This is a genomic window from Cohnella baijiui, from assembly GCF_020731285.1.
Taxonomy (GTDB): domain Bacteria; phylum Bacillota; class Bacilli; order Paenibacillales; family Paenibacillaceae; genus Cohnella.
Genome location: NZ_JAJFOW010000024.1, coordinates 26,724 through 50,611, shown reverse-complemented (window position 1 = coordinate 50,611; position 23,888 = coordinate 26,724). Strand labels below are relative to the sequence as shown.

Below are 23,888 nucleotides of genomic sequence, written 5' to 3'. Positions count from 1 at the left end.
GGAGCAGTTTCGGTTGAGCGCTTTCAGAATCGTCAGCCTGCGATTTCCGCTTCCATACGCAGCAGATTGTCGAAGCTGATCGCGAGGCTGTCCAGCGGATTCCCCGGGCAGTAGTCCTGCTCGACGGCGTACCATTCGACGCCGCTCCGCTCGCCCCAGCTCAGGATCGGGACGAAGTCGATGCTCCCCGTGCCGATCGCCGCGAACGTCCGGGCGTCGTCGTCCGTCATGTCCTTGAGATGCAGGATCGGCATCCGGTTTGCGTACGCCTCGATGTAGGACAGCGGGTCGAGTCCGGCTTTCTTCACCCAGAACGTATCGATCTCCGCGTAGACGGGGCGCTCCGCGTCCGGCTCGAGCACATAATCGAGCGCGTATCGGCCTTCCATCTGCGTGCGAAACTCGAAGTCGTGGTTATGGTAGCCTACCCGCAAGCCGAGCTCCGCGACTTTGGCCGACACCTCTCGCAGGTCGCGCCGGACGCTGGCATAGCCTTCGGGATTCATGAGCGAATCGGGCAGCGAGTGGCAGATGAAATCCCGGGTTCCGAAGAGGCGCGCCTCTTCGAGGACGGCCGGCAGATCGTGCTTCATCCGCTCCAGGCCGACGTGCATGCCCGCCGTCCGAAGTCCCATCTCGTTCATGACCGCCGCGATCTCGCGCGGGTCGTTGCCGTGCAAGCCGTCGATCTGGACGGCCGTCCAGCCCATTCGCGCCAGCTCCCGCAGCGTGCCCGGGAAGTCGCGCTTCAGTTCGTTGCGCAGCGTGTACAGCTGCGCGGCCAGTTTGCGTCTCATGGCGCAAGCTCCTCCCTCTCCAGATGGAGCCAGGCCAATTCGCCTTCGGACAGCGCAATCGCTTCGGCGTCCAGGGAATCCCGAAGCTCCGCCTCGCTGCGCGGTCCGATGATCGCGCCGGTCGGATAGGGACGCTGAAGCACATAGGCCAGCGCGATCTGCGTCGCCGAGACGCCTTTGACTTCGGCGAGGCGCTTCGCCCGGTCGTACCGGCGCCAGTTGTCCTCGCTGTAGTATACACGGACCATTTCCGCGTTCGAGCGGTCGTTCGGCGAGAAGAGGCCGGAGAAAAATCCGCCCGCCTGCGCGGACCAGGCCAGAAGCGGCAACTGCGTCCGCTCGTGCCAGGCGCGCGTCGCCGCGTCGGCCGCCACGCTGCCCGGCCATCTCGGCTCCAGCGCCTCGGCGAGCGCCAGATTCGTGCTGCTGAAGCTGAACCCGGCGAGCCCGCGCGCCGCCGCGTAATCGTTCGCCTCCTGGATGCGCTCGCGCGTCCAGTTCGAAGCGCCGAACGCGCGGATGCGGCCGGCGTCGAGATGCCGGTTCAGCGCTTCGACGACGGGGCCGACCGGTACCTGCGGATCGTCGCGATGCAGCGCGTACAGATCGATGTACGAGGTGCCGAGCCGGTCCAAGCTCTCGTGCAGGTCCTTGTCGATCGCTTCGGGGTTCACCCTCGGCCCGGGGCTGCCGTCGTCGTGATGGGCTCCCTTGGTCAGAATGACGAGCCGGTCGCGGTTGCCCCGCTCCGCCATCCAGGCGCCGAGGATTTTCTCCGCTTGGGTATATTGATGCGCCGTATCGATCGTCGTGCCGCCAGCCGCGACGAACGCGTCGAGCATGCTCGTTCCGTTCAGCTTCCGCAGATCGCCGGTTCCCAGAATCAGGCGCGACAGCCGGACGCCGTTGATGGTCATTTGTTTCATGTTCGCGCTCCCTTCCGCGGCGCGCTTGCCGCCGCCCGGATCGGGCGGACGGCCGGAGGCGCCGTTCCTTCCATGTCGACGATGCGGTTTCCTTGTCAAACCAGTCTTTTTCGTCCGTTTTGGATTTCTGGTAACGATACCAGAATCGGCACAAAGAAAATCGAGGCACCTCTTCGCATCCTCGATTCGGCCCTCGTCCTGCTTGACGGACGACGGATCGCGCCGGAGACCGCAGGCCTCCCCGCCTTGCTTGCCCTGTCGGCGAGCCGCTGCGGACTCGCCAGGGTAAGCGCTTAATTCGATTTTAAAAGATCTTCCTCCATCGCACAACTCTTTTTTTGCGATCGAGCGATCGCTGTGCCGGATTTTCTCTCCGCTCCGACTGCCCGCTTACCCCCGGAACGCTCCGGTAGAACCGCGAACGACCAGCTCGGGACGGACGACGATGCGGCTTTTCGCGGCACCCTCCGCCTCCAGGTCCTGCATGAGCAGGTTTACGGCCTGCTTGCCCATATGCTCGATCGGCTGCGCCACGGTCGTCAGCTGCGGATCGGTCACGGTCGCCAAGATCGTATTGTCGAAGCCGACGATCGAGACGTCCTCGGGGACGCGCAGCCCCAGCTCCCTCGACGCCTGAATGGCACCGATCGCGAGCAGATCGTTGCAGCAGAACAGCGCGGTCGGCCGGTCGGGCGCGCCGAGCAGGCCGATCGCCGCCGCTTTGCCGTCGGCGATCTGGAAGTCGCAGATGACCGCGTCCGCGTCGCGGAAGGCGAGCCCCCGCTCTTCGAGCGCGCGGCGAAAGCCGCGCACGCGATGACGGCTGCTCGCGACCTTCAGATCCTCCGCGAGAACGGCGAAGCGCGTATGGCCGAGCGCGAGCAGATGCTCCGCCGCCATCCGCCCGCCCAAATCGTCGTCCACGACGACCGTGTGCACGGGCAGATCCGGCATCTCGCGCGAGACGAGCGCGACGGGGATCCGTCGGCTCAGGAGCCGCTCGATCAACTCCGGATTGTCCACCCCGGTTCCGATGACGATCCCGTCGACGCTTTTCTTGAGCAGCAGGCCGATGTATTTTTCCACGCGCTCGTCCCGGTTGTCCGTGCTGCAGATGACGACGCTGTAGCCCGTCCGGTGCCCCTGGTCCTCGATCGCACGTGCCATCTCCGCGAAGTACGGATTCGAGATGTCCGGCACCAGCAGCCCAAGCGTAAACGTCTGCTTGCCCGCCAGCGCCGTCGCGATCATGCTCGGCTGGTAGTTCAGCCGCTCCATGACCTCCAGCACCTCCCGGCGCTTCTCCGAGCTGATCCGGCCTTTGCCGTTGATCACCTTGGAGACCGTGGCGATGGAGACGTTCGCCTCCTTGGCGATGTCGTAAATCGTTGCCTTCATGGCTGTCATCCCTCTTCTTCCGTCGACCCTATTAGTCTCATTATAGGTAAAAGAGGGAGCCCGCGCCACGCTTGCTTCATCGGTCGGAAGGCGCCGGCTTCGGCATGAGCCAGGCGTGGCCCGGATCGTTGCAGAATTTCCAAGTCCGCTTAGGTCCGGCCATGACGTTCAAATAGTAGACGTCGTAGCCGGGCGGCGCCGACACCGGGTGATAGCCCTTCGGCACAAGGACGGCTTCTCCGTCGCCCACGCTCAGCGTTTCGTCCAGCGTCCGGTCGTCCGTGTAGACGCGCTGCACGGCGAAGCCTTGGTTCGGCTGGACGCGGTAGTAGTATGTCTCCTCCAGCAGCGACTCCTCCGGCAGGGCGTCGCGGTCGTGCTTGTGCGGCGGATAACTGGACCAATGCCCGTTCGGGGTGAACACCTCGACGACGAGCAGGCCGTGCGCCGGCGCGGTCTCGGGCAGGATGTTGTGGACGAGCCGCGCCATGCTGCCGGAGCCGCGATGCTCCACGCCGACGTCCGAAGGCCGGATCAGGCGCGCCGGCAAACCGTTCCCGCCCGGCGCCCAACAGACGGCGAGCTGCAGGTCCGTCGCGGCCGTCACTTCAAAGCCGTCGTCGGACGGAACATAGACGGAGTAAGGGGGCGTTTGTTCGAAGACGTCCATCCGCTCGCCGATCCCCGACCAAGAGACGCTGTCCGTCGCGACGTGGGCGAGGCCGGCGAGGAGAACGAGACACGCTTCCCGCTCCTCCGTCCGCCGCGTCAGCTTGTCGTTTTTTTTCAAATGGTAGACTTCGAATCCCACATAGGTCCAGCCGGCCGACGTCGGCGTAATGCGCAGAACGTTGCCGTCCGCGTCCGGGTCCGTCTGCGGCTTAACGAGAAGCTCGCTCATGCCAGGGTCGCCTCCTTGTTCCGCGCTTCCGCCGCCAACCGATCGGAATCGTCCAGCTCTGCGAGCTTCACGCCGCGGCCGAGCCGCACCGACCATTTGGCCGCGAGCGCCGCGAGTTCGGCCTGCAGGCCGTCAAAGCCGTCGACCGGCACGCCGGCACCGTCCAGCAGGCTTTCGGCGAACCGGCGAACCTCCCGGATATAGGCCTCGTTATACCGCTCCAGGAAGAAGTGCAGCGGCTTGTCGTGCGAGACGCTGTCCGACGTGCTGATTTCCGCGGTGTTCGGATGGTCGTTCGCGACGGTCACCGAGCCTTCGGATCCGAACACCTCGACGCGCTGGTCGTAGCCGTAGACGGCCCTCCGGCTGTTGTCGATAACCCCGAGCGCGCCGCCCGCAAACTTCAGCGTGACGACGGCGGTGTCGAGATCCCCGTAGCGCGCGAACGCCGGGTCGACGAGCACCGAGCCGTGCGCGTACACTTCCTCGATATCCCGTCCGATCAGGAAGCGCGCCATGTCGAAATCGTGGATCGTCATGTCGATGAAGATGCCGCCCGACTTGGCGATGTAGTCCTCCGGCGGCGGGCTCGGATCGCGCGAGGTGATCTTGACCAGATGCGGCTCCCCGATCCGGCCTTCCAGCACCAGCTCCCGCACGCGCTCGAAATTGTGGTCGAACCGCCGGTTAAAGCCGACCTGCAGCTTGACGCCCGCCTCGCGAACCGCATCCAGCGCTTCCTTTGTCCGCGCCGGATCGAGGGAGATCGGTTTCTCGCAGAAAATGTGCTTGCCCGCTTTCGCGGCCGCGATAATGAGCGGCACGTGCGTATCCGTATGCGAGCAAATGAAGACGGCGTGGATGTCCGGGTCCTCCAACAGGTCTTCCCCTCGTTTGGTGACGACCGGCACGCCGCGCTCGGTCGCCCATTGCGAGAGCGCCTCGTCGGCGTACAAGTCGGATACGGCCGCGAGCCGGACGCGCGGCATGCGGAGCAAATTGTCGGCATGGATTCTGCCGATGCGTCCCATGCCGATGATGCCGATATGCAGCGAATTCATCTTCCCGTCCTCCTCTTTCGTTACCAGCGTGCCGTAACCATTTTTTTGCGGGTGTAGAACTCCACGCCGTCCGTGCCGTTGGCGTGCAAATCGCCGTAGAACGACTGCTTCCAGCCGGAGAACGGGAAGAATGCCATCGGCGCCGGCACGCCGAGATTGACGCCGAGCATGCCCGCGTCGATCTCTTCGCGGAACTTGCGCACGTGGCTGCCGTCGCGGGTAAAGAGGCACGCGCCGTTGGCGAACGACGAGCGGTTCGCCAGCGCGATCGCCTCGTCCAGCGTGTCGACCCGAGAAATCGACAGCACGGGCGCGAAGATCTCGTCCTTCCAGATCTTCATCTCGCTCGTCACCCGGTCGAAGATCGTCGGGCCGACGAAGTACCCTTCGCCGCTCGCCGCCGCATCCCGGCGCCCGTCGCGCAGCAGCGCGGCGCCTTCCCGCTCGCCGGCTTCAATGTAGCCGATCGCGCGCGTCTTGTGCGGATCGCGGATGACCGGGCCGAGAAAGACGCCTTCGTCCGCGCCGTTGCCGATCGTAAGCGCATCGGCCGCGGCGACGAGCTTTTGGACGAGCGGCTCGGCGGCGTCGCCGACCGCAACGACGACGGCGCACGCCATGCAGCGCTCGCCAGCGGAGCCGAAGGCCGCGTTCACGATCTGCGTGACGGCCGCGTCGAGATCGGCGTCCGGCATGACGATGCTGTGGTTTTTGGCGCCGGCCAGCGCCTGCACCCGCTTGCCATGGGCGGTGCCGGTCTTGTAGACGTATTCGGCGACCGGCTGGGATCCGACGAACGAGATCGCCTTGACGTCCGGATGCTCGAGCAGCCCGTTCACGACGTCATGCGCGCCGTGCACGACGTTCAGCACGCCGTCCGGCAATCCGGCCTCGGCCATCAGCTCGGCAAGCCGGTTCGCGAGCAGCGGCGTCCGCTCGGACGGCTTCAGGACGAAGGCGTTGCCGCAGGCGATGGCGAGCGGGAACATCCAGCAGGGCACCATCATCGGGAAATTGAACGGCGTGATGCCGCCTACGACCCCGATCGGGTAGCGGTACATGCCGGATTCGACGTTCGTTGCGATGTCGGGCAGCTGCTTGCCCATCATCAGGGTCGGGGCACCCGCGGCGAACTCGACGCACTCGATGCCGCGCTGCACTTCGCCGTAAGCCTCCGTGTAGTTTTTGCCGTTCTCGCGGGTGATGATCCGGGCGAGCTCCTCCCAGTGGTCGACGAGCAGCTGCTGATATTTGAACATCACGCGGGCGCGGCGCGGCACGGGCGTGCGGCTCCAGCCCTCGAATGCGAGCTTGGCAGCGCGGACGGCGTCGTCCAGCTCCTCCCGAGAGGAGAGCGGAACGGTCGCGATCGTCTCGCCCGTCGCCGGGTTGTACACGGCTTCCGCGCGTCCGGACGCGGAAGCGACCCAGCGGCCGCCGATATAGTTACGAAGCGCCTCTGGCGCGGTTTGCGTAGACATAAGGATCTGCACCTCTCTCTTAATCGTTCGTGCGGGAAGCCGCGATGTAGGCGTCGATCTGAGCGGCGGTCGGCATCGCGTCCGAGCAGCTGTGGCTGGAGATGACGATGGAGGCGGACGCGCTGCCGTAAGCCATGCTGCGGCTGACGGTCCAGCCCTGCATCAGGCCGTAAAGAAAGCCGGACGCGTACGCGTCGCCGGCGCCGAACGTCTTGACGACCTTCGCCGGGAAGATCGCGCCGCGATGGGCGCTTCCGTCTTTGGCGTAAGCGACGGAGCCGTCTTTGCCGTGCTTGATGACGACGAGCTCGGCATGGCAGCCGAACCAGGCGGCGGCCGTTTTCTCGTCGCTGCGCTCATCGTTGCCGTCGAACCGCTCCAGCATATCGAACTCTTCGCGGGTGCCGATGATGATGTCGCTTTTCTCCGCCGCCGCGTGGTAGTAGATCGCCGTCTCTTCCGGGTTGGTCCAGGAATAAGGCCGATAATCGATGTCGAACGCGACTTTGGTGCCGTGCTTGCGCGCGTACCGCAGGGCGAGCAGCACCGCTTCGCGGGAAGGGCTCCGGGCGAGCGCGGTGCCCGAGACGAGCAGCACCCGGCTGTTCGCGATGAGCGCCTCGTCCACCTCCGTCGGCGCGAGCTTGAGATCCGCGGCGTTGTCCCGGTACATAAGAATGCTGCACTCTTCGGGACTTTTGATTTCCGTGAACGCAAGCCCCGTGACGGCACCGGTGCGGTCGGTCGATACGCCGGACGCGTCGATGCCGTTGTCCCGCAAATACCGCAGGATGAATCGTCCCATCTGGTCGTCCGCGACTTTGCCGATAAAGCCGGTTTTCATGCCGAGACGGGACATGCCGATGCAGATGTTCGCGGGAGACCCGCCGACGTATTTCGTAAACGTGACCGTGTCTTCCATCGGCCGGTTGATCTCGTTCGCGTTCAAGTCGATGCACAGCCGGCCGATGGCGGTAAAGTCGTGCTGCCGGCCTCCGGGAAACGCTATGGACGTCATGTGCGTGCCATCCCTTCTATTCGGTAGTCGTCTTCAGCGCGTTCAAATAGTCCAACGCCCTGCGGGCGTACAAGTACGGGTCGTGAACGGCAGGGTCCTGCTCCCCTTCGAGCATCGCCCAGCCGTCATAGCCGCGGGCGTTCAGCTCGGCGACGATCGGCCCGAAGTCGAGGCAGCCGTCGCCCGGCACCGTAAAGACGCCCCGGCGGATGCAGGTGACGAAGTCCCAGCCCCCGGCTCTCGCCTCCGCGAGAATATCGTCCCGGACGTCCTTCAGGTGGACGTAGGCGATCCGGTCGTAATGCCGTTTCAGCAGCGCCAGCGGATCGGCGCCGCCGTAGTAGGCGTGGCCGGTGTCGTACAGCAGATGCACGACCTCCCGCGACGTCGACGCCAGCAGGCGGTCGATCTCCTCCGGCTGCTCGACGACGGTGCCGCCGTGGTGATGGTAGGCGAGCTTCATGCCGAGCGAGCGGGCGATTTCCCCCGCTTCCTGCAGACCGTCCGCGAACCATTTCCACTCCTCGTCCGTCAGACGCTTCACCTCGGTCTCGTTCGCCGACCGGCGGGGATCCCAGTGCAGGGAGCCGCCGATCTCCGCCGTGCTGATCACGTCGGCACCCATCTCCCGAAGGAACAGCGCGTGTTCCCGGTAAGCCTTCAGTTCTTCGGCCCGGCGGGACGGGTCGGAGAAGAACACCGACTTCCACTGGGAAACGAGGCGGATGCCTCGGCGTTCCAGCTCCCGTTTCAGCGTCGGTACGTCCTTCGGATATTTGCGCCCCATCTCCGTTCCGGTCAAGCCGAGCCGCCGAATATCGTCCGCGATTTGCTCGAATGTCGTTTCGCTGCCGTGCTCCGCCACATCCTCGCCGACCCAGTTGATCGGGTGAATGCCGAGCCGAAAAGTCCGTTTGCCGCTCAACGCCATCTCTCCTTTACGATGCGATTAATAAGGACGCGCGGCCGCGATCGTGCGCCGCATCTCGTCGTGCGCTTGCAACACTTTGGGACTCGTGGAGGCGGCGGGTACGCCGACGTTCCACCAGGATTCGTAGCCGTCGGTGTTCGTGCCCGGCACCACCTTGATCTCGACGAGCGCCGGTCCCGGCGCTTCCGCCGCCTGCGTTAGCGCGGCGCTCAGTTCCTCCGCCGTCCGCGCCGAGAAGGACGCGACGCCGAGGCTGCGGGCGTGCGCCGCGAAGTCGATCGGCAGGTAGCCGCCGGTCAGCCGGTTCGTGCCGGCCTCGCGATAGCGGAATTCGTTGCCGAACCCGTCGCTGCCGTGTCCCCGCTGCAAATTGTGAATGCATTGGAAGCCGTGGTTGTCGAACAGCAGCACCGTCAGCTTGACGCCTTCCTGCACCGCGGTCACGAGTTCCGAATGCAGCATCAGATAGCTGCCGTCGCCGACGAGCGCGTAGACGCGCCGGTCCGGTTCGGCCAGCGCTGCGCCAAAGGCGCCGCTCACCTCGTACCCCATGCAGGAGAAGCCGTATTCCATGTGATACGTCTTCGGCTGGACCGTTCGCCATACCCGATGAAGGTCGCCCGGCAGGCTGCCCGCCGCGCAGACGACGACGTCCGAAGGCTGGACGAAGGTATTGATGAGGCCGAGCGCCCGCGTCTGCGCGAGACCGTCCTCGCGCTGGATCGCATAGAGGCGGTCGACCTCCGTATCCCAAGCCGCCTTGCGGGAGGCGATCTCATCCGGCGCGTAGCCCGCCTGGTAGCCATGGGCGGACAGCTCGGCTTGGAGCGCCTCGAGCCCCGCCTTCGCGTCCGCCGTGACGGACGCAGCCTCCAGCTTAAACGCGTCGAACGGACTGACGTTGACGTTCACGAAGGCGACGTCCGGGTTGCGAAAGGCGAATTTGGAGGCGGTCGTAAAGTCGGAGTAGCGGGTGCCCACGCCGATGACGAGATCGGCTTCGGCGGCGACTTGATTCGCCGCGAGCGTCCCGGTCGTGCCGACGCCGCCGAGGGCGAGCGGGTGGTTCCAGGGCACGGCGCTTTTGCCGGCTTGCGTCTCGGCGATCGGAATGCCGAACGCCTCCGCGAAGGCGAGCAGCGTCTCCGTCGCGCCGGCATAGTGAACGCCACCGCCGGCGACGAGGATCGGCCTGCGCTTGGCCGCGATCAGCTCGGCCGCGCGCCGGATGGCTTCGGGGGCTGCCGGACGTCGGTCGAGGAAGTGCACGCGCTTGTCGAAGAAGCGGACCGGATAGTCGTACGCTTCGGTTTGCACGTCTTGCGGGAGCGCGAGCGTGACGGCGCCGGTCTCGGCCGGATCGGTGAGCACCCGCATCGCGTGCAGAAGCGACGTCATGAGCTGCTCCGGCCGGACGATGCGGTCCCAGTACCGGCTGACCGGCTTGAACGGGTCGGTAGCCGACACGGTGTAGTCGCCGGGCACCTCGAGCTGCTGCAGCACCGGATCGGGCTGGCGCGAAGCGAAGTTGTCGCCGGGCAGCAGGAGCACGGGGATGCGGTTGACCGTCGCCGTCGCCGCGCCGGTCACCATGTTCAGCGCGCCGGGGCCGATCGACGACGTGCAGGCATAGATCTGCCTGCGATTGCGCTGCTTGGCGAACGCCGTCGCTGCATGCACCATGCCTTGCTCGTTCTTGCCCTGGATATAGGTCAAGCTGCCGGGCTCGCGCTCCAGCGCCTCGCCGATTCCGGTCACGTTGCCGTGGCCGAAGATGCCCATCACGCCGCGGACGAACTTGATCTCCTCTCCGTCCACCGAAAGGTATTGCCGATCCAAGAAGCGCAGCAGCGCTTGCGCCATGGTCAGTCGTACCGTTTTCTCCATGCCGTGACCTCCGATTCATGTAGATTAAGCGCTTAACCTATTGCAAAGAAACATTCCAATCCCATTCTATAAAATATAGCTGAATTCCTGTTTCATGCCGAAAAGTTTGCGCATTCAATGGTAAAACATGAGGGAAAGCGCTTAACTCATTCTAGCAAAGAAAGCCGCTGCCTACAATCCTTTTTTCCATTTTCACGCGATTGGCGCATCTATGGCAGTCCCGCGCCGAGCCGTTCCAGTCGCCGGCGGTGGGCCAGAAAAAGGCTTACGAGGCGGCACTGACAAGTCATGCGGGAGTGCGTAAGGAGATCACGCTCGTTGTCGGCTCCGAACCGCCGAATGTACGTATGTATACTACCTACATTCGTCGCACGCAGCCCAAATCACCAAATGTGCGTATGTAAACTACCTACATTCGTCGCACGCAGCCCAAATCACCAAATGTACGTATGTAAACTACCTACATTCCTCGCACGCAGCTCAGATCGCCCAATGTGCGTATGGAAACTACATACATCCCACACAAACAGCCCAAATCGCCGAATGTACGCATTACAAGCTACCTACACCCTCGCATTTAACCCAATTCGCCAAATATGCATTTTCTAAACGATCTACTGTGTAATCGGCGACACTACGCCGGAGAAATGCTCAAACGTCAAGACCCGCGCGCCAACCTGCCGCTTCCGCATCTGCATCCGCGCCTCTACGACAGTCGGATACACCTTTTTCGCGCAAGACAGTCGTTCGACTCGCGATCAGGCCCGCAAGAAGATCATCCTTTCCCACTCCCTTTCCCCAACAAAAAAGATTGCCTCCCGGCCTGGCGGCCCCGGAGGCAATCTTCACGATTCGGCAAATCGGTGCTGAATTAACCCTTAACACCGCCGACCATCATGCCCTTGACGAAATATTTCTGCAAGAACGGATAGACCATAATAATCGGCAGGGAAGCGACGATCGTCATCGTGGCCCGAACGGACAGCGGCGTGACCGTATTCTGCTGGGCGCCGCTGGCTCCGTTGATCATCCCGTCCAAGCTTGAGGTTCCCGAAGTGGTATTAGAGTTCTGCAAGATCTTCTGAAGCTCGTATTGCAGCGTGCTCAGATTGATATGCGAGGAATTGTACAGGAACACATCGAACCATGAATTCCATTGGTACACGCCCGAAAACAAGGCGACCGTCGCCAGCACGGGAAGCGTCAGCGGAAGCACGATATGGAAGAAGGAACGGAAATCTCCCGCCCCGTCGATCCGACCGGATTCCAGAATGCTCTCCGGCAAGTTCTCGATGAAAGAGCGAATGATAATGAGGTTAAAGACGCCGATCAGTCCCGGCCAGACATAGACCCAGAAGCTGCCGAGCAAGTGCAAGTCCCGAATGAGCAGATAGTTGGGTATGAGTCCGCCGTTGAAATACATCGTCAGCACGAAGGCGATCGTCATGAATTTGCGCAGCACATAATCCTGTCGGCTGAGCGTATACGCCACCATGGCAGAGCAGAATACCGTTGTCACCGTGCCGATCACGGTCCGCAGGATCGAGATGAGCGTGGCATGGAAGATCGTGGATTCCCTGAAAATATAGCGGTAGTTATCCAACGTCCAGACCCGAGGCAATAGGAAGATGCCTCCCTTGATCGAGTCCTGAGCGTTGTTGAGCGATACGGCCAAAATATTGATAAACGGATAAAGCGTGACGATGATCAGCAGAATCATAAAGGTGTAGTTGCAATAGTCGAAAATCCGATCGCCGGCCGACGCTTTGATCCGGCTTTTCGCCTTTCTCATCGTTCTGCTTGTCGCCGCGTTGTTTTCCAATGAATGTCCCTCCCTTAGAATAATCTCGATTCGCCGGCGCGCTTGGCGATATGGTTCGCTGCGAACAGCAGCACGAAGCTGACCACCGTCTTGAACATGCCCGCCGCGATCGAAAGGGAGAAATTGCTCTGAGCAATGCCGTATTTCAACACGAAAATGTCGATATTTTCAGAATAGTCGACGTTCATGCCGTTGCCCAGCAAATATTGCGGCTCGAATCCCGATTCCAGCAAATACCCGATGTTCATGATCAGCAAGACGACAATAACGGGCTTAATTCCCGGCAGCGTGATATATCTCATCCGCTTGAGCCGGCTCGCACCGTCGATCTCCGCGGCTTCGTATTGCGAAGGGTCGATCGTCGTCATCGCAGCTAAATATACGATCGTGTTCCATCCGATATCCTTCCAGACGGAACTGGCTCCAAAGATTCCCCAGAAGTACTCGGGGATACCGAGAAACAGAATTTCGTTTCCTTTATCGACAATTCCCAACCAGATGAGCATCTGATTGAGGATGCCGTCCGGCGATAGGGTTGTTTGGATGATGCTGGCCGCGACAACCCAAGAGATAAAGTGAGGCAAATAACTGATGGTTTGGACGGTTCGTTTGAACGCGACTTGCCGGATCTCGTTTAGCAGCAGCGCAAGTACGATCGCCGTTACAAAGCCAAGTACCAGATTGATAGAGCTCATGGCGAGCGTATTGCGCAGAACCCGAACGAATCGCTCGTCGCCGAACAGAAACTTGAAATGCTCGAAGCCGATCCAAGTCTGGTCCCAGAATTTCAGGGCAGGCTTGTAATCCTGGAAGGCGATCGTCCAGCCCCATATCGGAACATACTTGAAGATGAACAGCCAGATTAAAAAAGGAACGGACATGACGACCAATGCCCGCTGCCTCGCCAGCTTGATGAAAAACAGCCGAATTCCCTTCGGCTTCTTGTTCGCCGCCGGACCGGACGTCGCCAGTATCGCTTTTGTCTCCATCCTTATCTCTCCTTCAAATGCCAACGCGAATAAACGATCGTTCGGGGAAGGCCGGTCTGACGACCGGCCTTCCTCGAACGGTTAGGAATTGCCTTGAGCCGCTTCAACCTTTTTCTTAACTTGCTCGGTCGTCCACTTCTCGTATCCTGCCGTATCCAGCTTGCCAAACTCCTTCAGGAAATCGTTCCAGATCGTATCGAATTTGTCGGATGCGGCGAGTACGAGTTTGGGGTAATACTTTTTCGTCAGTTCGTCCTTCTTTGTCTCCCACATCGCTTCCGGAGACTTGGCATCCTTCGCAAAGCCCCACGCAGGATACCAAGGCCGTTCGAGCGGCTTGGCGAACAGCTGCGTGTAGGTTTGAATGCCATATTGATCTAATATTTTCTGGTCCGCTTCCGTAAGACTCATCTGGAAAACCTCGGGCTGATACCCGACGCCTTTGGCATTCCCGTCGGAGAAGGACGAATTGGCGCCGTAGCTCGGCCAGTTCCAGCTATAATATTTGAAGCCGAATTTCTGATTGAAGGCTTCGTCGATTTTGTCGATCTGCTCTTTCGTACGATAGAAGCGGCCTTGTTCGTTCACTTCATAGGTTTCGCCTTTGATCCCCCAGGAGATCAAAATCTGGTTCTCTTCCTTTAGCAAATTGTCAAAGTACTGAATAATTCTCGCGGGGTCTTTGGCGCTTACCGTAATCCCAATCCCGCGATTGGTGATTACACTTCCAAGTCCGTCGACATAGGCGTCCGGGATATTCTCGTCAAACGTGATCGGCAGCGGAAAATAGTTGTAGGCATCCTGCGAAGGATCCTTGCGAGCTGCGTCCTTGAGCGCGTTAAACGCATTCGCCGCCTGCCATCTTTGATCAAAGAACCCGAGCACTTTGTGCGAGGTCAGCTTCGCGATATATTGGTCGTAGTTGTCGACGAAGGAAGCTTTATCGAACAACCCTTTGGCATTCAAACCGTTCAATGCTTGCAACCATTTCTTCGCCGCGTCGGAAGCCGAGTAGGTCTTTGCTTCCAACGTATTTACGTCCACCATGACATTGCCGTCGTTCGGATACCCCATGAGGTGCATTGGCGGGTTGGATGTGGCAAAGAAGCGCCAATCGTGCGTCAATGTAACCATGCCTGTCAGGTTCTCGTCTTTATGCTTGTTTGCAAAGTCTTCGATGAGCTTCAGGTATTGATCCAGCGTTCTGACTTTCGGATAGCCCGCTTCCTCCAACACGCGTCGCTGGATGTAAAACGCAGCGGCCGGTTCCGGATCCGGGACGAAGTTCCCAACCTGGGCGGACATCGGCAGAACATACAGCTTTCCGTCCTTGGCCCTCATTTGATCCAGATCCTTCCCGTACACCCTTTTGATGTTCGGGCCGTACTTGTCGATCAGGTCATCGAGCGGAATAAATGCGCCCGCGTTCAGTACTTCTTCTATCGCCGCGTCAGGGATCAGCACGTCCGGATATTCGTTTGAGGCGATCATCGTCCCGATCTTCGTATTGAGATCGCCAACCAGAAATTCGAGCTTGAAGTTGACGCCCGTCTGATCCTCCAGCATCTTGCCAATCGTCGTCTCGTTCGTATTCCCGTCCTTGGAGCCGGCCACTCCGTTGAAAATCGTAAAAGTCGCCTTGTCTTTCTTGGGCTCGGTTCCTTCGCTGACCCCCGGACTGCTTGTCCCCGGCGCCGCATTGTTGTTTTCCTTCTTGCTGCCGGAACAAGCCGTCACAACGGAGAACGACAGGACAGCGGCGAGACCCAGCAATGCTAATTTCCTTTTCCTCAACAAATGTCTACCCCTCTCAAACGTTTTCTATTGTTCCCCTCCAGTATAAAAGCGGTTACAACATTCGGTTACCCCAGCAACTATAGACTTTGCTTTCAAAATTATATATTCGTATTTATTATCGGAATTTCGAATACGATGTCAGTTCCTTCCCCAGGACGGCTGTCGACGGCAAACCGGAATCGATCCCCATAGAGGAGTTTGGCACGATAGATCACATTTTGAATGCCAATTCTCTCGCCCATCGTCCCCTCCATGCGGAGGTAACCATAGATCTTGTCCACCTGCTCTTCGCTCATCCCGACTCCATTGTCGCGAACGGAAAACCGCAAGATTTCCTTCGTTACGGAAATCCGGATCTCCATCCTCCCGCCTTGCTTCATCGGCTCGATACCGTGCATGCTCGCGTTCTCGACGAAGGGGAGAAACAGCATTTTGGGAATTTCGCAATGATACGCGTCCGGGTCGATGTCCATCTGATAGTTCAGTCGATCCCCGAATCTGTATTTCTGAATATCCAGGAAACAGACGATGAACTCCAGCTCTTCGTTCACCGTGATCCAGTCCTTATTCCAGGTCAACGAGCTCCGGAAAATTTTGGCCATGCTGTGGATAATGCCGGCGGTCTCGCGCTCTTCTTTGAGCAGGCTGCGCATTCGAATCGTCTCCAGCGCATTAAACAGGAAATGCGGATTGATCTGACTTTGCAGCGCATTCAGCTGAGCTTGGCGCCGATCTAGTTCCAACGACTTTTTCTGCAGTTCTGCCCCGTAGACGTCGTCGATCAACGATTTGATCTGCAAGGTCATCCGGTTGAACTCGAGTGTCAGCTGCCCGATTTCATCCCTAAAATCAGAATTTTGTATCGTTTCAAAATGCTGATTTCTTATTTTTTTGATATGCTTCAGGACTTGAATGATCCGCACGTTGAAGGAACGGGTAATGACCAGAATGATGACGGTCGGAATGACCATCATGACGCAGGCGGATACGAGAATGAAGTCGCGGGATTTCCGCACCTCGCGGATGACTTCGTCTTCCGCGACGGTCCCTACGATTCTCCATCCTCTTAAATAGCTGGTGACGCCGTACTCGGTCGCAAATTCGATTGCATGCTCCGTATTTATCGATGCAAAGGCCGCCTTGGGGCTGACCCGCCAATCGATCGCGGGGTCGGTGGTGAACTCGATCTCTCCGACCGGATTCAGCAGGTACATGCTTCCCTGCATATTCAGATTACGGAACAGTTCATCCAGATCCACCGTTTTAAAATCGATCTTGACTGCTTTCTCCTTGGGGAACCGTTTCGAGTAGTAGTCCATCCGGCGAATAAGCGAGAAGCTTTCGAAGTGTCCGTCAGTCGATTCCGTCCGGACAAACGCGGGTTGCGAAGGGGAGTTTCGAAGAGCTTTATACCAAGGCATTTTGCGAACATCGTCGGATAGATCTCCGACATTTCCGGAATGAAGCAAGGTCGGATTATCCACGTAGATCGTCACCGTTTGCAGCGACAGAGCAAGCGGGGTGTAATTGTTCAGCATTCGACGCAAATAAGAATCGTATGCCTCTACGTAATCCGCCGTGTTCGCGAAATCCTGATCCAGAATCTCGTTGGTCACGAAATCCGTGTAAAAGAACGAGGACAACCCTACCGCGGCGTCGACTTGAGCGCGAAAGTCGTTCTTGATCTGCTCGACGGCCCGATCGATATCCTGAATTCGTTGATCTCTCACATTGTCCGTAATTACGCGATAGAAGATGGCGTTGGTCAGGACGATCGGAGCGAATACGCATAAGAAATAAATGAGCAGCATCTTGTTGCGCAGCCGGATGTTGTTCAGCAGCCGATTCATGGGGTCCTCTTTTCTGTTCGCAAATGAAAGATTGGTCGCGGCTCCCGTTGCTATTTGGCGAGCAGCTCGTTCCGATAGGCCGTCGGCGTGCGGCCCTCCACCTTCTCGAACTTGCAGACGAAATAATCCGAATTGTCGAAGCCGACGTTCTTCGCGATCTCGTACACGCGCATCTCCGTTTGGCGAAGCAGCCGCTTGGCGTTGTGGACGCGGATCTGCAGCAGAAAATCGTTGAAATACATGCCGTACGTTTTTTTGAACAGCTGGCCGAGGTAGACCGGGTTCATATAGAACCGCGCCGCGATGCTCTTCAGGCTGATGTCTTCGTTGTAGTGCTGCTCGATGTAGGTTTTGATCTTCACGATGTCTCCCTTGGCGTTCGTGCGGCGAAGACCGGCCGCGAGATCGGCGCTCTCCTCGACGAACCGCCAAAACCGCTCCTTCAGCCCTTCCAGCGCGATCGGCAGATGGTGCCATTGCAGGATCGGCTCGAGCGACCGGAGCGTCGTTTCGTCCCCCTGCATCGAACGGATGGAGCCGATGACGCCGAAGACGAATCGGGCGACCGCATTTTGCACCGCTTCGGGCGCGTACCGCTTGCGCTTCATCTCGTCGAAGATCCAGTCGACCGTCGACCGCATCTGCTCGCGGGCTCCCTCTTCCATCTGCTCGAGCAGCTTGGCGTAATCGGCCGGCTCGAACTCCTCGTAGCGCAGCTCCACCTTCTTCATCTCGTCGTAAACGAGCGATCGGCGATCGGCGAATGCATATTTGTAGGCCGCGGCCTCTCCGGCCGCGCGGTACGATTCGTGGACGCCCGCCAAGTCGCTCGCGGGCAACCCCGCGTAGACCATCGCCGGCAGCTCGAACTGCTGTCGCAGCCTGCGGGCGAAGAGATCCGCGGCTTCGGCGATCCCGGCTTGCCGCTGCGATCCGAGGCGGAGGAGGAAGCCGTACAGTCCAGGCTTGTGCTCCAGGAGCTGGATCGGATGAACGGCCGCCCTCAGCTCCTCGGCGGCGCGGAGCACCGTCGCGGACAACCCGCGGCGCCACGGGCCGCCCGTCGCCGTATCGACCGTCGCGGGGATGCCGTTCATCTCGGCGAGAACGTAGTGGAAGCGGCCCTTCCGCTCCCAGCCGAGCAGCTTGGAGAAGGTACGCAGCTCCTCGTCCGACGCCTGCCCTTTGAGCAGCCGCTCCGTCGCTTTTTGGACGACGTTCGGCGGTTCGTCCTTCAGCAGCTTATCCTTTTCGATCTGAAGCGCCAGCTGGACGAGCGTCTGCGTCAGCTCCTCCTCGTCGATCGGCTTCAGGATGAAGTCTTTGACGTCGAACTTGATCGCCTGCTGAGCGTATTTGAAATCCCCGTATCCGCTGATGATGATGAATTTCGTCTCCCGGTTGCCGCGCTCGCGGACCGTGCGGATGAGCTCCATGCCGTCCAGCACCGGCATCCGGATGTCCGTGATGACAAGCTCGGGCGCCGTATCCGCAATGATCTGCAGCGCTTCTTCGCCGTTGTCGGCCTCGTGCGCGACTTCGTAGCCAAGCCGCTCCCAATCGATCAGATTGCGAAGTCCCTGGCGCGCGAAGATCTCGTCTTCGACCAATACGACTTTATACATGCATGTCCCCCCTTGTCTGATCTCGAAAAGGGCCGCCACGCGGCCAAAACGACCCTTCCCTCGGCGGTCGCAAGGAAGGGTCGCTGCAAATGTTCAGCGGTCGGTCTGGTGCGGCGGATGCCAGATCCGGTAACGCCCGCTGAGCGCGAGCAACGCGAACAGGTACAGGCAGTTGTCGTAATACCGGCGGTCGCCGGTACGGACGGGTGTCTCCCAAAGCAGCCGAACGCTCGCTTCGGCATGAGGGCCGTTCGCTGCGAGCGAAGCCGCGGCGTTCGTCGCCAACAGTCCGACGGGATGAAGCGCCTTCTCCTCATGCGGCCGGCCGTCAATCTCGTAGCGGCGGTAGTCGCTCGGGTCCTTGCCTTCGAAAAAAGCCTGAATGCGGTTCGCCTCTTCGATCTGCCAAGCATCCGCGGCGAACCAGGCCCAGTCGACCCCGACATTCGCCGCGACCCGGTACGAATCGCTGAAGAACTTCCCGTAGCCGCGCTCGTCATTCGGCGTGCCGTCATAGTGCGCGTATTCCGGCGCGAGTCCCGTCTCGGGATGGCAGGCGATCTGCAGGTAGGCGCGGCTGGCGGCTGCCGCCTCCCGCCAGAACGACCGGTCCTCCGGATACGCCCATCGCGCGAACAGCTCGTAAAAGTGCGGAAGATGATACGACGGATCGGAGTAGTCGCAATTCGGGATAAACTTGATCAGCTTGGTATCCGGGTCCCACATCGGATGACCGGCGCCGTCTTCGCCCTTGTGCAGGCAGGCGCGCAGCAAGTCCCGGGCCCGGCGGCCGTAATCGAACGGGGGCGGCCCGTCTCCCCAACGATGGGAGGCGAATAGCAGCGCCATGGCGAAAAACTCCTCGCCGTCGGGCGCCGGACCGTGCGACCTTTTGGATCCGTCCGGATCGCACGACCAGGCGAAATAACCCGCGTTTTCGCCTTCCGTCATGTACATGTAGGTATGCGTCCATTTCCAGATCCGGTCGAATACGTCCCGGCGATCCAGTTGGACGGCCATCATCATCCCGTAGGACATGCCTTCGGTCCGTACGTCCAAGTTCCCCGTATCCAGGAGATAGCCCATGTCGTCCCCGGCCTCGTAGTAGATCCGGGTATCCGCTCCTCCTTCGAAAAGCTTCGTCCACGTATCGGCCACTCGCTCGTCGATGTCCGCTTCGGCGTAGCCGAGCTCTCGGAAGACGTTGCGGTATTGGTCGGAATAAAATGCGCCTTGGGAATTCATCTTGCACGCCCTCTCGCCTCTCGTAATGTAACCGTTTTCATTAACCTTTGAAAATCATAGATGTCGAAAAAAGAACCGCTTCGGCAACGCCGCCAGCGATGACTTTCCTTCATCCTACCATGCCGAAACGCGCTCGCCCATTCCCAAATGGCGCGAAAGTTTACCCAAATCGGGCGAACGAAAGCGGCAAGGGCACCCGTGCGGGCGGTCCCTTGCCGCTAGCCTAATCCGTAAATCCTTTGTATTTGCCAGTGCTGGACAAATGCACACGGACCTTGATGTCCCGGATCGCATCCGGGCGCAGAAAAAACGGATCGCCCTTGTAAAGCTTTCGGAATAGCCGGGGCTGTCGGCGGTAAAGGGTTTCGCGCAGATTAAACGGGTCGCACCGGAGCTTGTAGGCCTTCTCGTAAGTCTCCAAGATCTCTCCCCGGATGACTTCGCCGGCTTGCCGCTCCAGCGTGGTCATCGAGTTGTTCTTAATCAGCTCGTTCACATAGCCATGTACCTTGACCGACAGATCGAAGCGGACGTCTCCTCCCGCCGAGACGGGTCGGATGGTCATGCGCGGGTTGCTCAGCACGACGACACTGGTCGGAGGTCCGCTCATCGGCAGACGAACGGGTGTCCGCTGGAGCTTGCTCTCGGACCATCGGATGCCCAGGAGATCGTATACGGACATCCAGCTGCGCATCTGGTGATTCTCGAAGAAGTAGGCGCCGGAAACTCTGAACATCGATTTATCCTTCGTGTCCTCTGTCCAGCTATGCCGCGCGAGCGCGAGCGACGGGAGCATGGACGCATGTGCAGGCTCGTTCAGATTGGCGACGGCGCGATTGCCCGTCACGGACAAAATGAAGGAGCGCTGCGAGTTCAATTGGGCGGCCGTAAACATGATCGTATCCAGCGGGGACAAATTCAACAGCGACTTTTGGATGAGAACATCCCGCAAATTTTCCTTTGTTCCATAGACGAGGACGTTGTAGCGAATTTCCCGGTAGCGGTTTAGCGCATTGTACGTGTCCACGACGCCTTTGCGCATCACGTTCTCGGTGAGCACGACCGCTTTCAGGTGGCCCCAAAAGAGGCGCAGCTGCGAAATGACGCTGACGTCCGAGACGGCGCCCGACACCGTCTCCCCTACGCCTTTGCCGACCCAAATCGGGATTTCCTTGCCGAGCTGGCTGTTTTCCGTGCGCGCGACGTTCGCAAAGTTAAGCACCTGCACGTAGGCGATGTATTGGCCTTCGACGAAGTCTACGCCCAAGGCGGTGACATAGGCTAGATTCTGGATGTCCTTCGCGCCTGCGCAGCCTTGCAGGACCGAAACGGCGGAAAGGATCAGGCAGAGAGCGAAGCGGCGGACGATCCTCATGGGCTCTCCTCATCTTGACGATCTTGATCCTTGGGCTTCAGGCTGGATGGCCGCTTGCTCATGTAGGACCAGGGGACGCGAAGAAACGACGAGAACAGATCCTGCACGCGAAGCGGGGACAGCGGAGCCAGGTAGCCGACGCCGAACGAACGAAGCCGCGACAAATAGCCGATCAGCAGCACCATCCCGAGGATGACGCCGTACATCCCGAGGAACGTGGACATCAAAAAGAAGAACAGCCGCAGGATGCTGACGACGGTGCTCAGCGATTGATTGACCAGCGTGACCCCCGATACGGCCGTCACCGCGCCGACGACGACCACCGACGGCGATACGAGGCCGGCGCGGATCGCCGCGTCTCCGATGATCAGCCCCCCGATCGAAGTGAGCGTTTGCCCGATCGAGCTCGGCAGCCGCACCCCCGCTTCCCGGAAGATTTCCAGCAGCATGAGCAGGATGAACATCTCGAACTGCGAGGAAAAGGGCAAGCCCATTCTGGACATCGCGACGGTTGCCATGATGCGGAAAGGGATCTGATCCTGGTGGAAGCTGGCGAGCGCGACCCAAATGCCCGGCAGGAAGATGGACAGGAACAGGCTCAGTCCCCGAATGGCTCGCGCAAACGAGACGTAGGAGTAGTTGAAATGAACGTCTTCCGGCGACTTGAGAATGAGCGACAGACCGGCGGGCCCGACCAGCACCAACGGATTGCCGTCCACGATGATAATGAATCGGCCAGCCAGGAGCGCGGTCGTCGTATAGTCCGGCCTGCCCGTAAAATCGAGGAGCGGAAAAATCTTGAAGCGGGACCCGACAAGCCACTCTTCCAGCTGATTGATGCTGTATACGCCGTCGGCGTCGATCTCCCTCAGTTTTCGGCGTACTTGCTCGAGCATGTCGGAATTCGCAATATCGCGAATGTACAGGAGCGCCGCCCTCGTGCGGGTTCGTTTGCCCAGAATATAATTCTCCACGTTCAGCGTGTTGCTGCGGATGCGTTTGCGGATCAACGCAACGTTGGTGACGACGTCCTCGATGAAGCAATCCTTCGGCCCTTTGATCGAGATCTCGACACTGGACTCCTCCGGCGTGCGCCGGGGACGGTTGGCCAGATTCGCCGCGAACAAGGCGCCTTTCTCGGGAAAGAAAAGGAGGAGATCGCCCATGTACACCGTATCGTCCACTTCCTCCGGCGCCGCCGTTTCGGAGAGGGGCTGAAGCGTCAGCAAGGAGGACAAGGCATCCAGGTGAAAACTGTCGCGATCCGGCAGCAAGTAGCCGCGTTCCAGCTCGGGCAGCACCACCTCGTAGATCAGATTCGAGTCGCACATTCCGATTTGGTAAGCCAGGATCACGCGGACAGCGTAAGGCGGCTCGCCGAACGTGCAGCCTTTCAATGCGACGTCGCCCGAGTCGGCAAAATGCCGCTTCAGCCTTTGCTCCGTCCACCGCTCGTCTCCGTTGCGCCGCTCCGAGGCGTTCGTTCGCATGACGTCCCCTCCTGACTCGGCTTGGCTATCAGCGCGATCAACGTCCACAGCACGAATAGGCCAAGCAAGGTGTAAAACGAAATCGGCACGTAGTAACGGTACATCATCAGATAAAACGAATAATCGTTGTTCGGGATCATCGACAGGACGACAAAGCTCGCCATGACGCCCAGGATGAGCCAGCCTCGGCCGCGCCCCGCCCTTAGCGAAACGATTTCCGCGAGCGTAAAGACGGCGAGGCTGATGCGCACGCACGCTCCGGACATCCACTGGAAGATCGAGAAAAAGTCGAGATGCTCCACGTACTGTCCGATCTCGACCAGTCTCCACTGCTCATAGGGCGAGATCATCTGCTTGGCCGCTTCGGTCGGGCCGAACTCCGCAAGGGCACCAACGATCGGACCGAGCGCGATCCCGATCGTAAATCCGCTATACAGGAGCAGTTGCCACGTTTTCAGCTTCGACTTCAGCCGGTGCTGAAGCAGCAGCAGGACGATCACTTCGATTAAACCGCCGCCGATATAAACGAAGCCATTCATGACCGGCCCCCATCCATGCTCCAGGACGGGCGTCAGCAGCTTGAGATCTTTGCGGTCCGTATTGGATGTGGCGACGAAGATGCCGAGCCCGATGACGATCGGCAGCAGCACTCCGGCGGCGATCGCGATCACCCGGATGCCCCACCAGGCCAACATGCAGCAAATGAAGATCAACGGAAGGACGAGTGACAGCTTCGAGCTGCCCGGCAAGTAGTTCGTAATGTTAAAGCTCACGGTATGGATCACGGTCATGGCCCCGATCAAATACAGCTGAAGGCAAATCGGAACCATCATGGCCCACGACACGGCCGGATGCGTCTGCCTCGCGAGCCAGGGCTGCCACTTCTGCCGGCCGGATCGCCTGCTGATCCATACCAGCGCGGGGCTGAACAGCAACAGGCAAGCGCCTCCGACCAACACGGTGACCCAAGCGTCTCGCCCGGACGCCTGCAGCAGCATCGGATTGCAGATGACGTGGGTGGCGAGCCCGTTCATGAGCGCCAAAATGGTGAACACTTGCAAGAAAGTGATTTTATCCGAAGCTCCGTTCAACGTTTCGCCTCCGTGCGCAGCCTCCCGCATTCGGTTTCCATCTTTTGGAGTATGGCTGATCGAACCGGATTCTATTCAGAGCCGGGAGACGCCCGGGCGGTTGTCCAACCCCGAAAGTCGGAACGGCAACAGACGCCAAAAGGCCCGCGAGCGCGTCGCGGACCTTTTGTATGGATGAGTAGGAAGAAGGATTTCGAACCGCGC

The 23,888-nt window shown here is 60.0% G+C and carries 18 protein-coding genes; all 18 read right to left on the bottom strand.

Annotated features, from left to right (window positions below):
* Positions 1 to 32 precede the first annotated feature (32 nt).
* The 18 genes from LKX83_RS20030 to LKX83_RS19945 all read right to left on the bottom strand — a co-directional run bounded on the left by LKX83_RS20030 (position 33) and on the right by LKX83_RS19945 (position 23,684).
* On the bottom strand, positions 33 to 797 hold the full coding sequence (locus tag LKX83_RS20030; protein WP_227884208.1) for a sugar phosphate isomerase/epimerase family protein: 765 nt from the start codon (positions 795 to 797) through the stop codon (positions 33 to 35).
* On the bottom strand, positions 794 to 1,723 hold the full coding sequence (locus LKX83_RS20025) for an aldo/keto reductase (RefSeq protein WP_227884207.1): 930 nt from the start codon (positions 1,721 to 1,723) through the stop codon (positions 794 to 796). Before LKX83_RS20025 ends, LKX83_RS20030 begins: the two co-directional genes overlap by 4 nt.
* Positions 1,724 to 2,113: 390 nt before the next feature.
* Positions 2,114 to 3,121 (bottom strand): LacI family DNA-binding transcriptional regulator, encoded by a 1,008-nt coding sequence (locus LKX83_RS20020; protein ID WP_227884205.1) that lies wholly within the window; start codon positions 3,119 to 3,121, stop codon positions 2,114 to 2,116.
* A 76-nt stretch (positions 3,122 to 3,197) separates the two neighbouring features.
* Complete coding sequence (gene iolB / locus LKX83_RS20015; RefSeq protein WP_227884204.1) at positions 3,198 to 4,022, bottom strand: 5-deoxy-glucuronate isomerase; 825 nt, start codon at positions 4,020 to 4,022, stop codon at positions 3,198 to 3,200.
* Entirely contained in the window at positions 4,019 to 5,083 is a 1,065-nt protein-coding gene (gene iolG / locus LKX83_RS20010; RefSeq protein ID WP_227884202.1) for an inositol 2-dehydrogenase, read from the bottom strand. The genes iolB and iolG overlap by 4 nt, the downstream gene beginning before the upstream one ends.
* A 20-nt stretch (positions 5,084 to 5,103) precedes the next feature.
* Complete coding sequence (locus LKX83_RS20005) at positions 5,104 to 6,564, bottom strand: CoA-acylating methylmalonate-semialdehyde dehydrogenase (protein ID WP_227884197.1); 1,461 nt, start codon at positions 6,562 to 6,564, stop codon at positions 5,104 to 5,106.
* Between the two features lie 19 nt (positions 6,565 to 6,583).
* Positions 6,584 to 7,582, bottom strand: coding sequence for a 5-dehydro-2-deoxygluconokinase (gene iolC, locus LKX83_RS20000; RefSeq protein WP_227884195.1), 999 nt, complete (start codon positions 7,580 to 7,582; stop codon positions 6,584 to 6,586).
* A gap of 16 nt (positions 7,583 to 7,598) precedes the next feature.
* Entirely contained in the window at positions 7,599 to 8,507 is a 909-nt protein-coding gene (gene iolE / locus LKX83_RS19995) for a myo-inosose-2 dehydratase (RefSeq protein ID WP_227884194.1), read from the bottom strand.
* Positions 8,508 to 8,531: 24 nt separating this feature from the next.
* On the bottom strand, positions 8,532 to 10,400 hold the full coding sequence (gene iolD / locus LKX83_RS19990; protein ID WP_227884192.1) for a 3D-(3,5/4)-trihydroxycyclohexane-1,2-dione acylhydrolase (decyclizing): 1,869 nt from the start codon (positions 10,398 to 10,400) through the stop codon (positions 8,532 to 8,534).
* 871 nt (positions 10,401 to 11,271) lie between these two features.
* Positions 11,272 to 12,192 (bottom strand): carbohydrate ABC transporter permease, encoded by a 921-nt coding sequence (locus LKX83_RS19985; RefSeq protein WP_227884288.1) that lies wholly within the window; start codon positions 12,190 to 12,192, stop codon positions 11,272 to 11,274.
* Positions 12,193 to 12,236: 44 nt separating this feature from the next.
* Positions 12,237 to 13,211 carry an ABC transporter permease gene (locus LKX83_RS19980; protein WP_227884191.1) on the bottom strand — a complete coding sequence of 325 codons (975 nt, stop codon included), beginning with the start codon at positions 13,209 to 13,211 and terminating at the stop codon, positions 12,237 to 12,239.
* A gap of 81 nt (positions 13,212 to 13,292) precedes the next feature.
* Complete coding sequence (locus LKX83_RS19975) at positions 13,293 to 15,005, bottom strand: type 2 periplasmic-binding domain-containing protein (protein ID WP_227884189.1); 1,713 nt, start codon at positions 15,003 to 15,005, stop codon at positions 13,293 to 13,295.
* A gap of 101 nt (positions 15,006 to 15,106) precedes the next feature.
* Entirely contained in the window at positions 15,107 to 16,858 is a 1,752-nt protein-coding gene (locus LKX83_RS19970) for a sensor histidine kinase (protein WP_227884187.1), read from the bottom strand.
* A 50-nt stretch (positions 16,859 to 16,908) separates the two neighbouring features.
* Positions 16,909 to 18,483 carry a response regulator transcription factor gene (locus LKX83_RS19965; protein WP_227884185.1) on the bottom strand — a complete coding sequence of 525 codons (1,575 nt, stop codon included), beginning with the start codon at positions 18,481 to 18,483 and terminating at the stop codon, positions 16,909 to 16,911.
* A 93-nt stretch (positions 18,484 to 18,576) separates the two neighbouring features.
* The gene (locus tag LKX83_RS19960) at positions 18,577 to 19,728 is read right to left on the bottom strand and encodes a glycosyl hydrolase family 8 (protein WP_227884183.1); all 1,152 of its coding nucleotides are present in this window, start codon (positions 19,726 to 19,728) and stop codon (positions 18,577 to 18,579) included.
* 223 nt (positions 19,729 to 19,951) lie between these two features.
* Entirely contained in the window at positions 19,952 to 21,103 is a 1,152-nt protein-coding gene (locus LKX83_RS19955; RefSeq protein WP_227884181.1) for a Ger(x)C family spore germination protein, read from the bottom strand.
* A complete protein-coding gene (locus LKX83_RS19950) occupies positions 21,100 to 22,593 on the bottom strand; it encodes a spore germination protein (RefSeq protein WP_227884179.1) in 1,494 nt (497 codons plus the stop codon). Before LKX83_RS19950 ends, LKX83_RS19955 begins: the two co-directional genes overlap by 4 nt.
* Positions 22,533 to 23,684, bottom strand: a complete 1,152-nt coding sequence (locus tag LKX83_RS19945; RefSeq protein WP_227884178.1) for an endospore germination permease — start codon at positions 23,682 to 23,684, stop codon at positions 22,533 to 22,535. Before LKX83_RS19945 ends, LKX83_RS19950 begins: the two co-directional genes overlap by 61 nt.
* Positions 23,685 to 23,888 lie beyond the last annotated feature (204 nt).

Excerpts from the sequence above, each read along its gene's own strand:
- LKX83_RS20030 (WP_227884208.1), bottom strand. The coding sequence starts at position 797 with ATGAGACGCAAACTGGCCGCGCAGCTGTACACGCTGCGCAACGAACTG.
- LKX83_RS20025 (WP_227884207.1), bottom strand. The coding sequence starts at position 1,723 with ATGAAACAAATGACCATCAACGGCGTCCGGCTGTCGCGCCTGATTCTG.
- LKX83_RS20020 (WP_227884205.1), bottom strand. The coding sequence starts at position 3,121 with ATGAAGGCAACGATTTACGACATCGCCAAGGAGGCGAACGTCTCCATC.
- iolB (WP_227884204.1), bottom strand. The coding sequence starts at position 4,022 with ATGAGCGAGCTTCTCGTTAAGCCGCAGACGGACCCGGACGCGGACGGC.
- iolG (WP_227884202.1), bottom strand. The coding sequence starts at position 5,083 with ATGAATTCGCTGCATATCGGCATCATCGGCATGGGACGCATCGGCAGA.
- LKX83_RS20005 (WP_227884197.1), bottom strand. The coding sequence starts at position 6,564 with ATGTCTACGCAAACCGCGCCAGAGGCGCTTCGTAACTATATCGGCGGC.
- iolC (WP_227884195.1), bottom strand. The coding sequence starts at position 7,582 with ATGACGTCCATAGCGTTTCCCGGAGGCCGGCAGCACGACTTTACCGCC.
- iolD (WP_227884192.1), bottom strand. The coding sequence starts at position 10,400 with ATGGAGAAAACGGTACGACTGACCATGGCGCAAGCGCTGCTGCGCTTC.
- LKX83_RS19985 (WP_227884288.1), bottom strand. The coding sequence starts at position 12,192 with ATGAGAAAGGCGAAAAGCCGGATCAAAGCGTCGGCCGGCGATCGGATT.
- LKX83_RS19980 (WP_227884191.1), bottom strand. The coding sequence starts at position 13,211 with ATGGAGACAAAAGCGATACTGGCGACGTCCGGTCCGGCGGCGAACAAG.
- LKX83_RS19970 (WP_227884187.1), bottom strand. The coding sequence starts at position 16,858 with ATGAATCGGCTGCTGAACAACATCCGGCTGCGCAACAAGATGCTGCTC.
- LKX83_RS19965 (WP_227884185.1), bottom strand. The coding sequence starts at position 18,483 with ATGTATAAAGTCGTATTGGTCGAAGACGAGATCTTCGCGCGCCAGGGA.
- LKX83_RS19960 (WP_227884183.1), bottom strand. The coding sequence starts at position 19,728 with ATGAATTCCCAAGGCGCATTTTATTCCGACCAATACCGCAACGTCTTC.
- LKX83_RS19955 (WP_227884181.1), bottom strand. The coding sequence starts at position 21,103 with ATGAGGATCGTCCGCCGCTTCGCTCTCTGCCTGATCCTTTCCGCCGTT.
- LKX83_RS19950 (WP_227884179.1), bottom strand. The coding sequence starts at position 22,593 with ATGCGAACGAACGCCTCGGAGCGGCGCAACGGAGACGAGCGGTGGACG.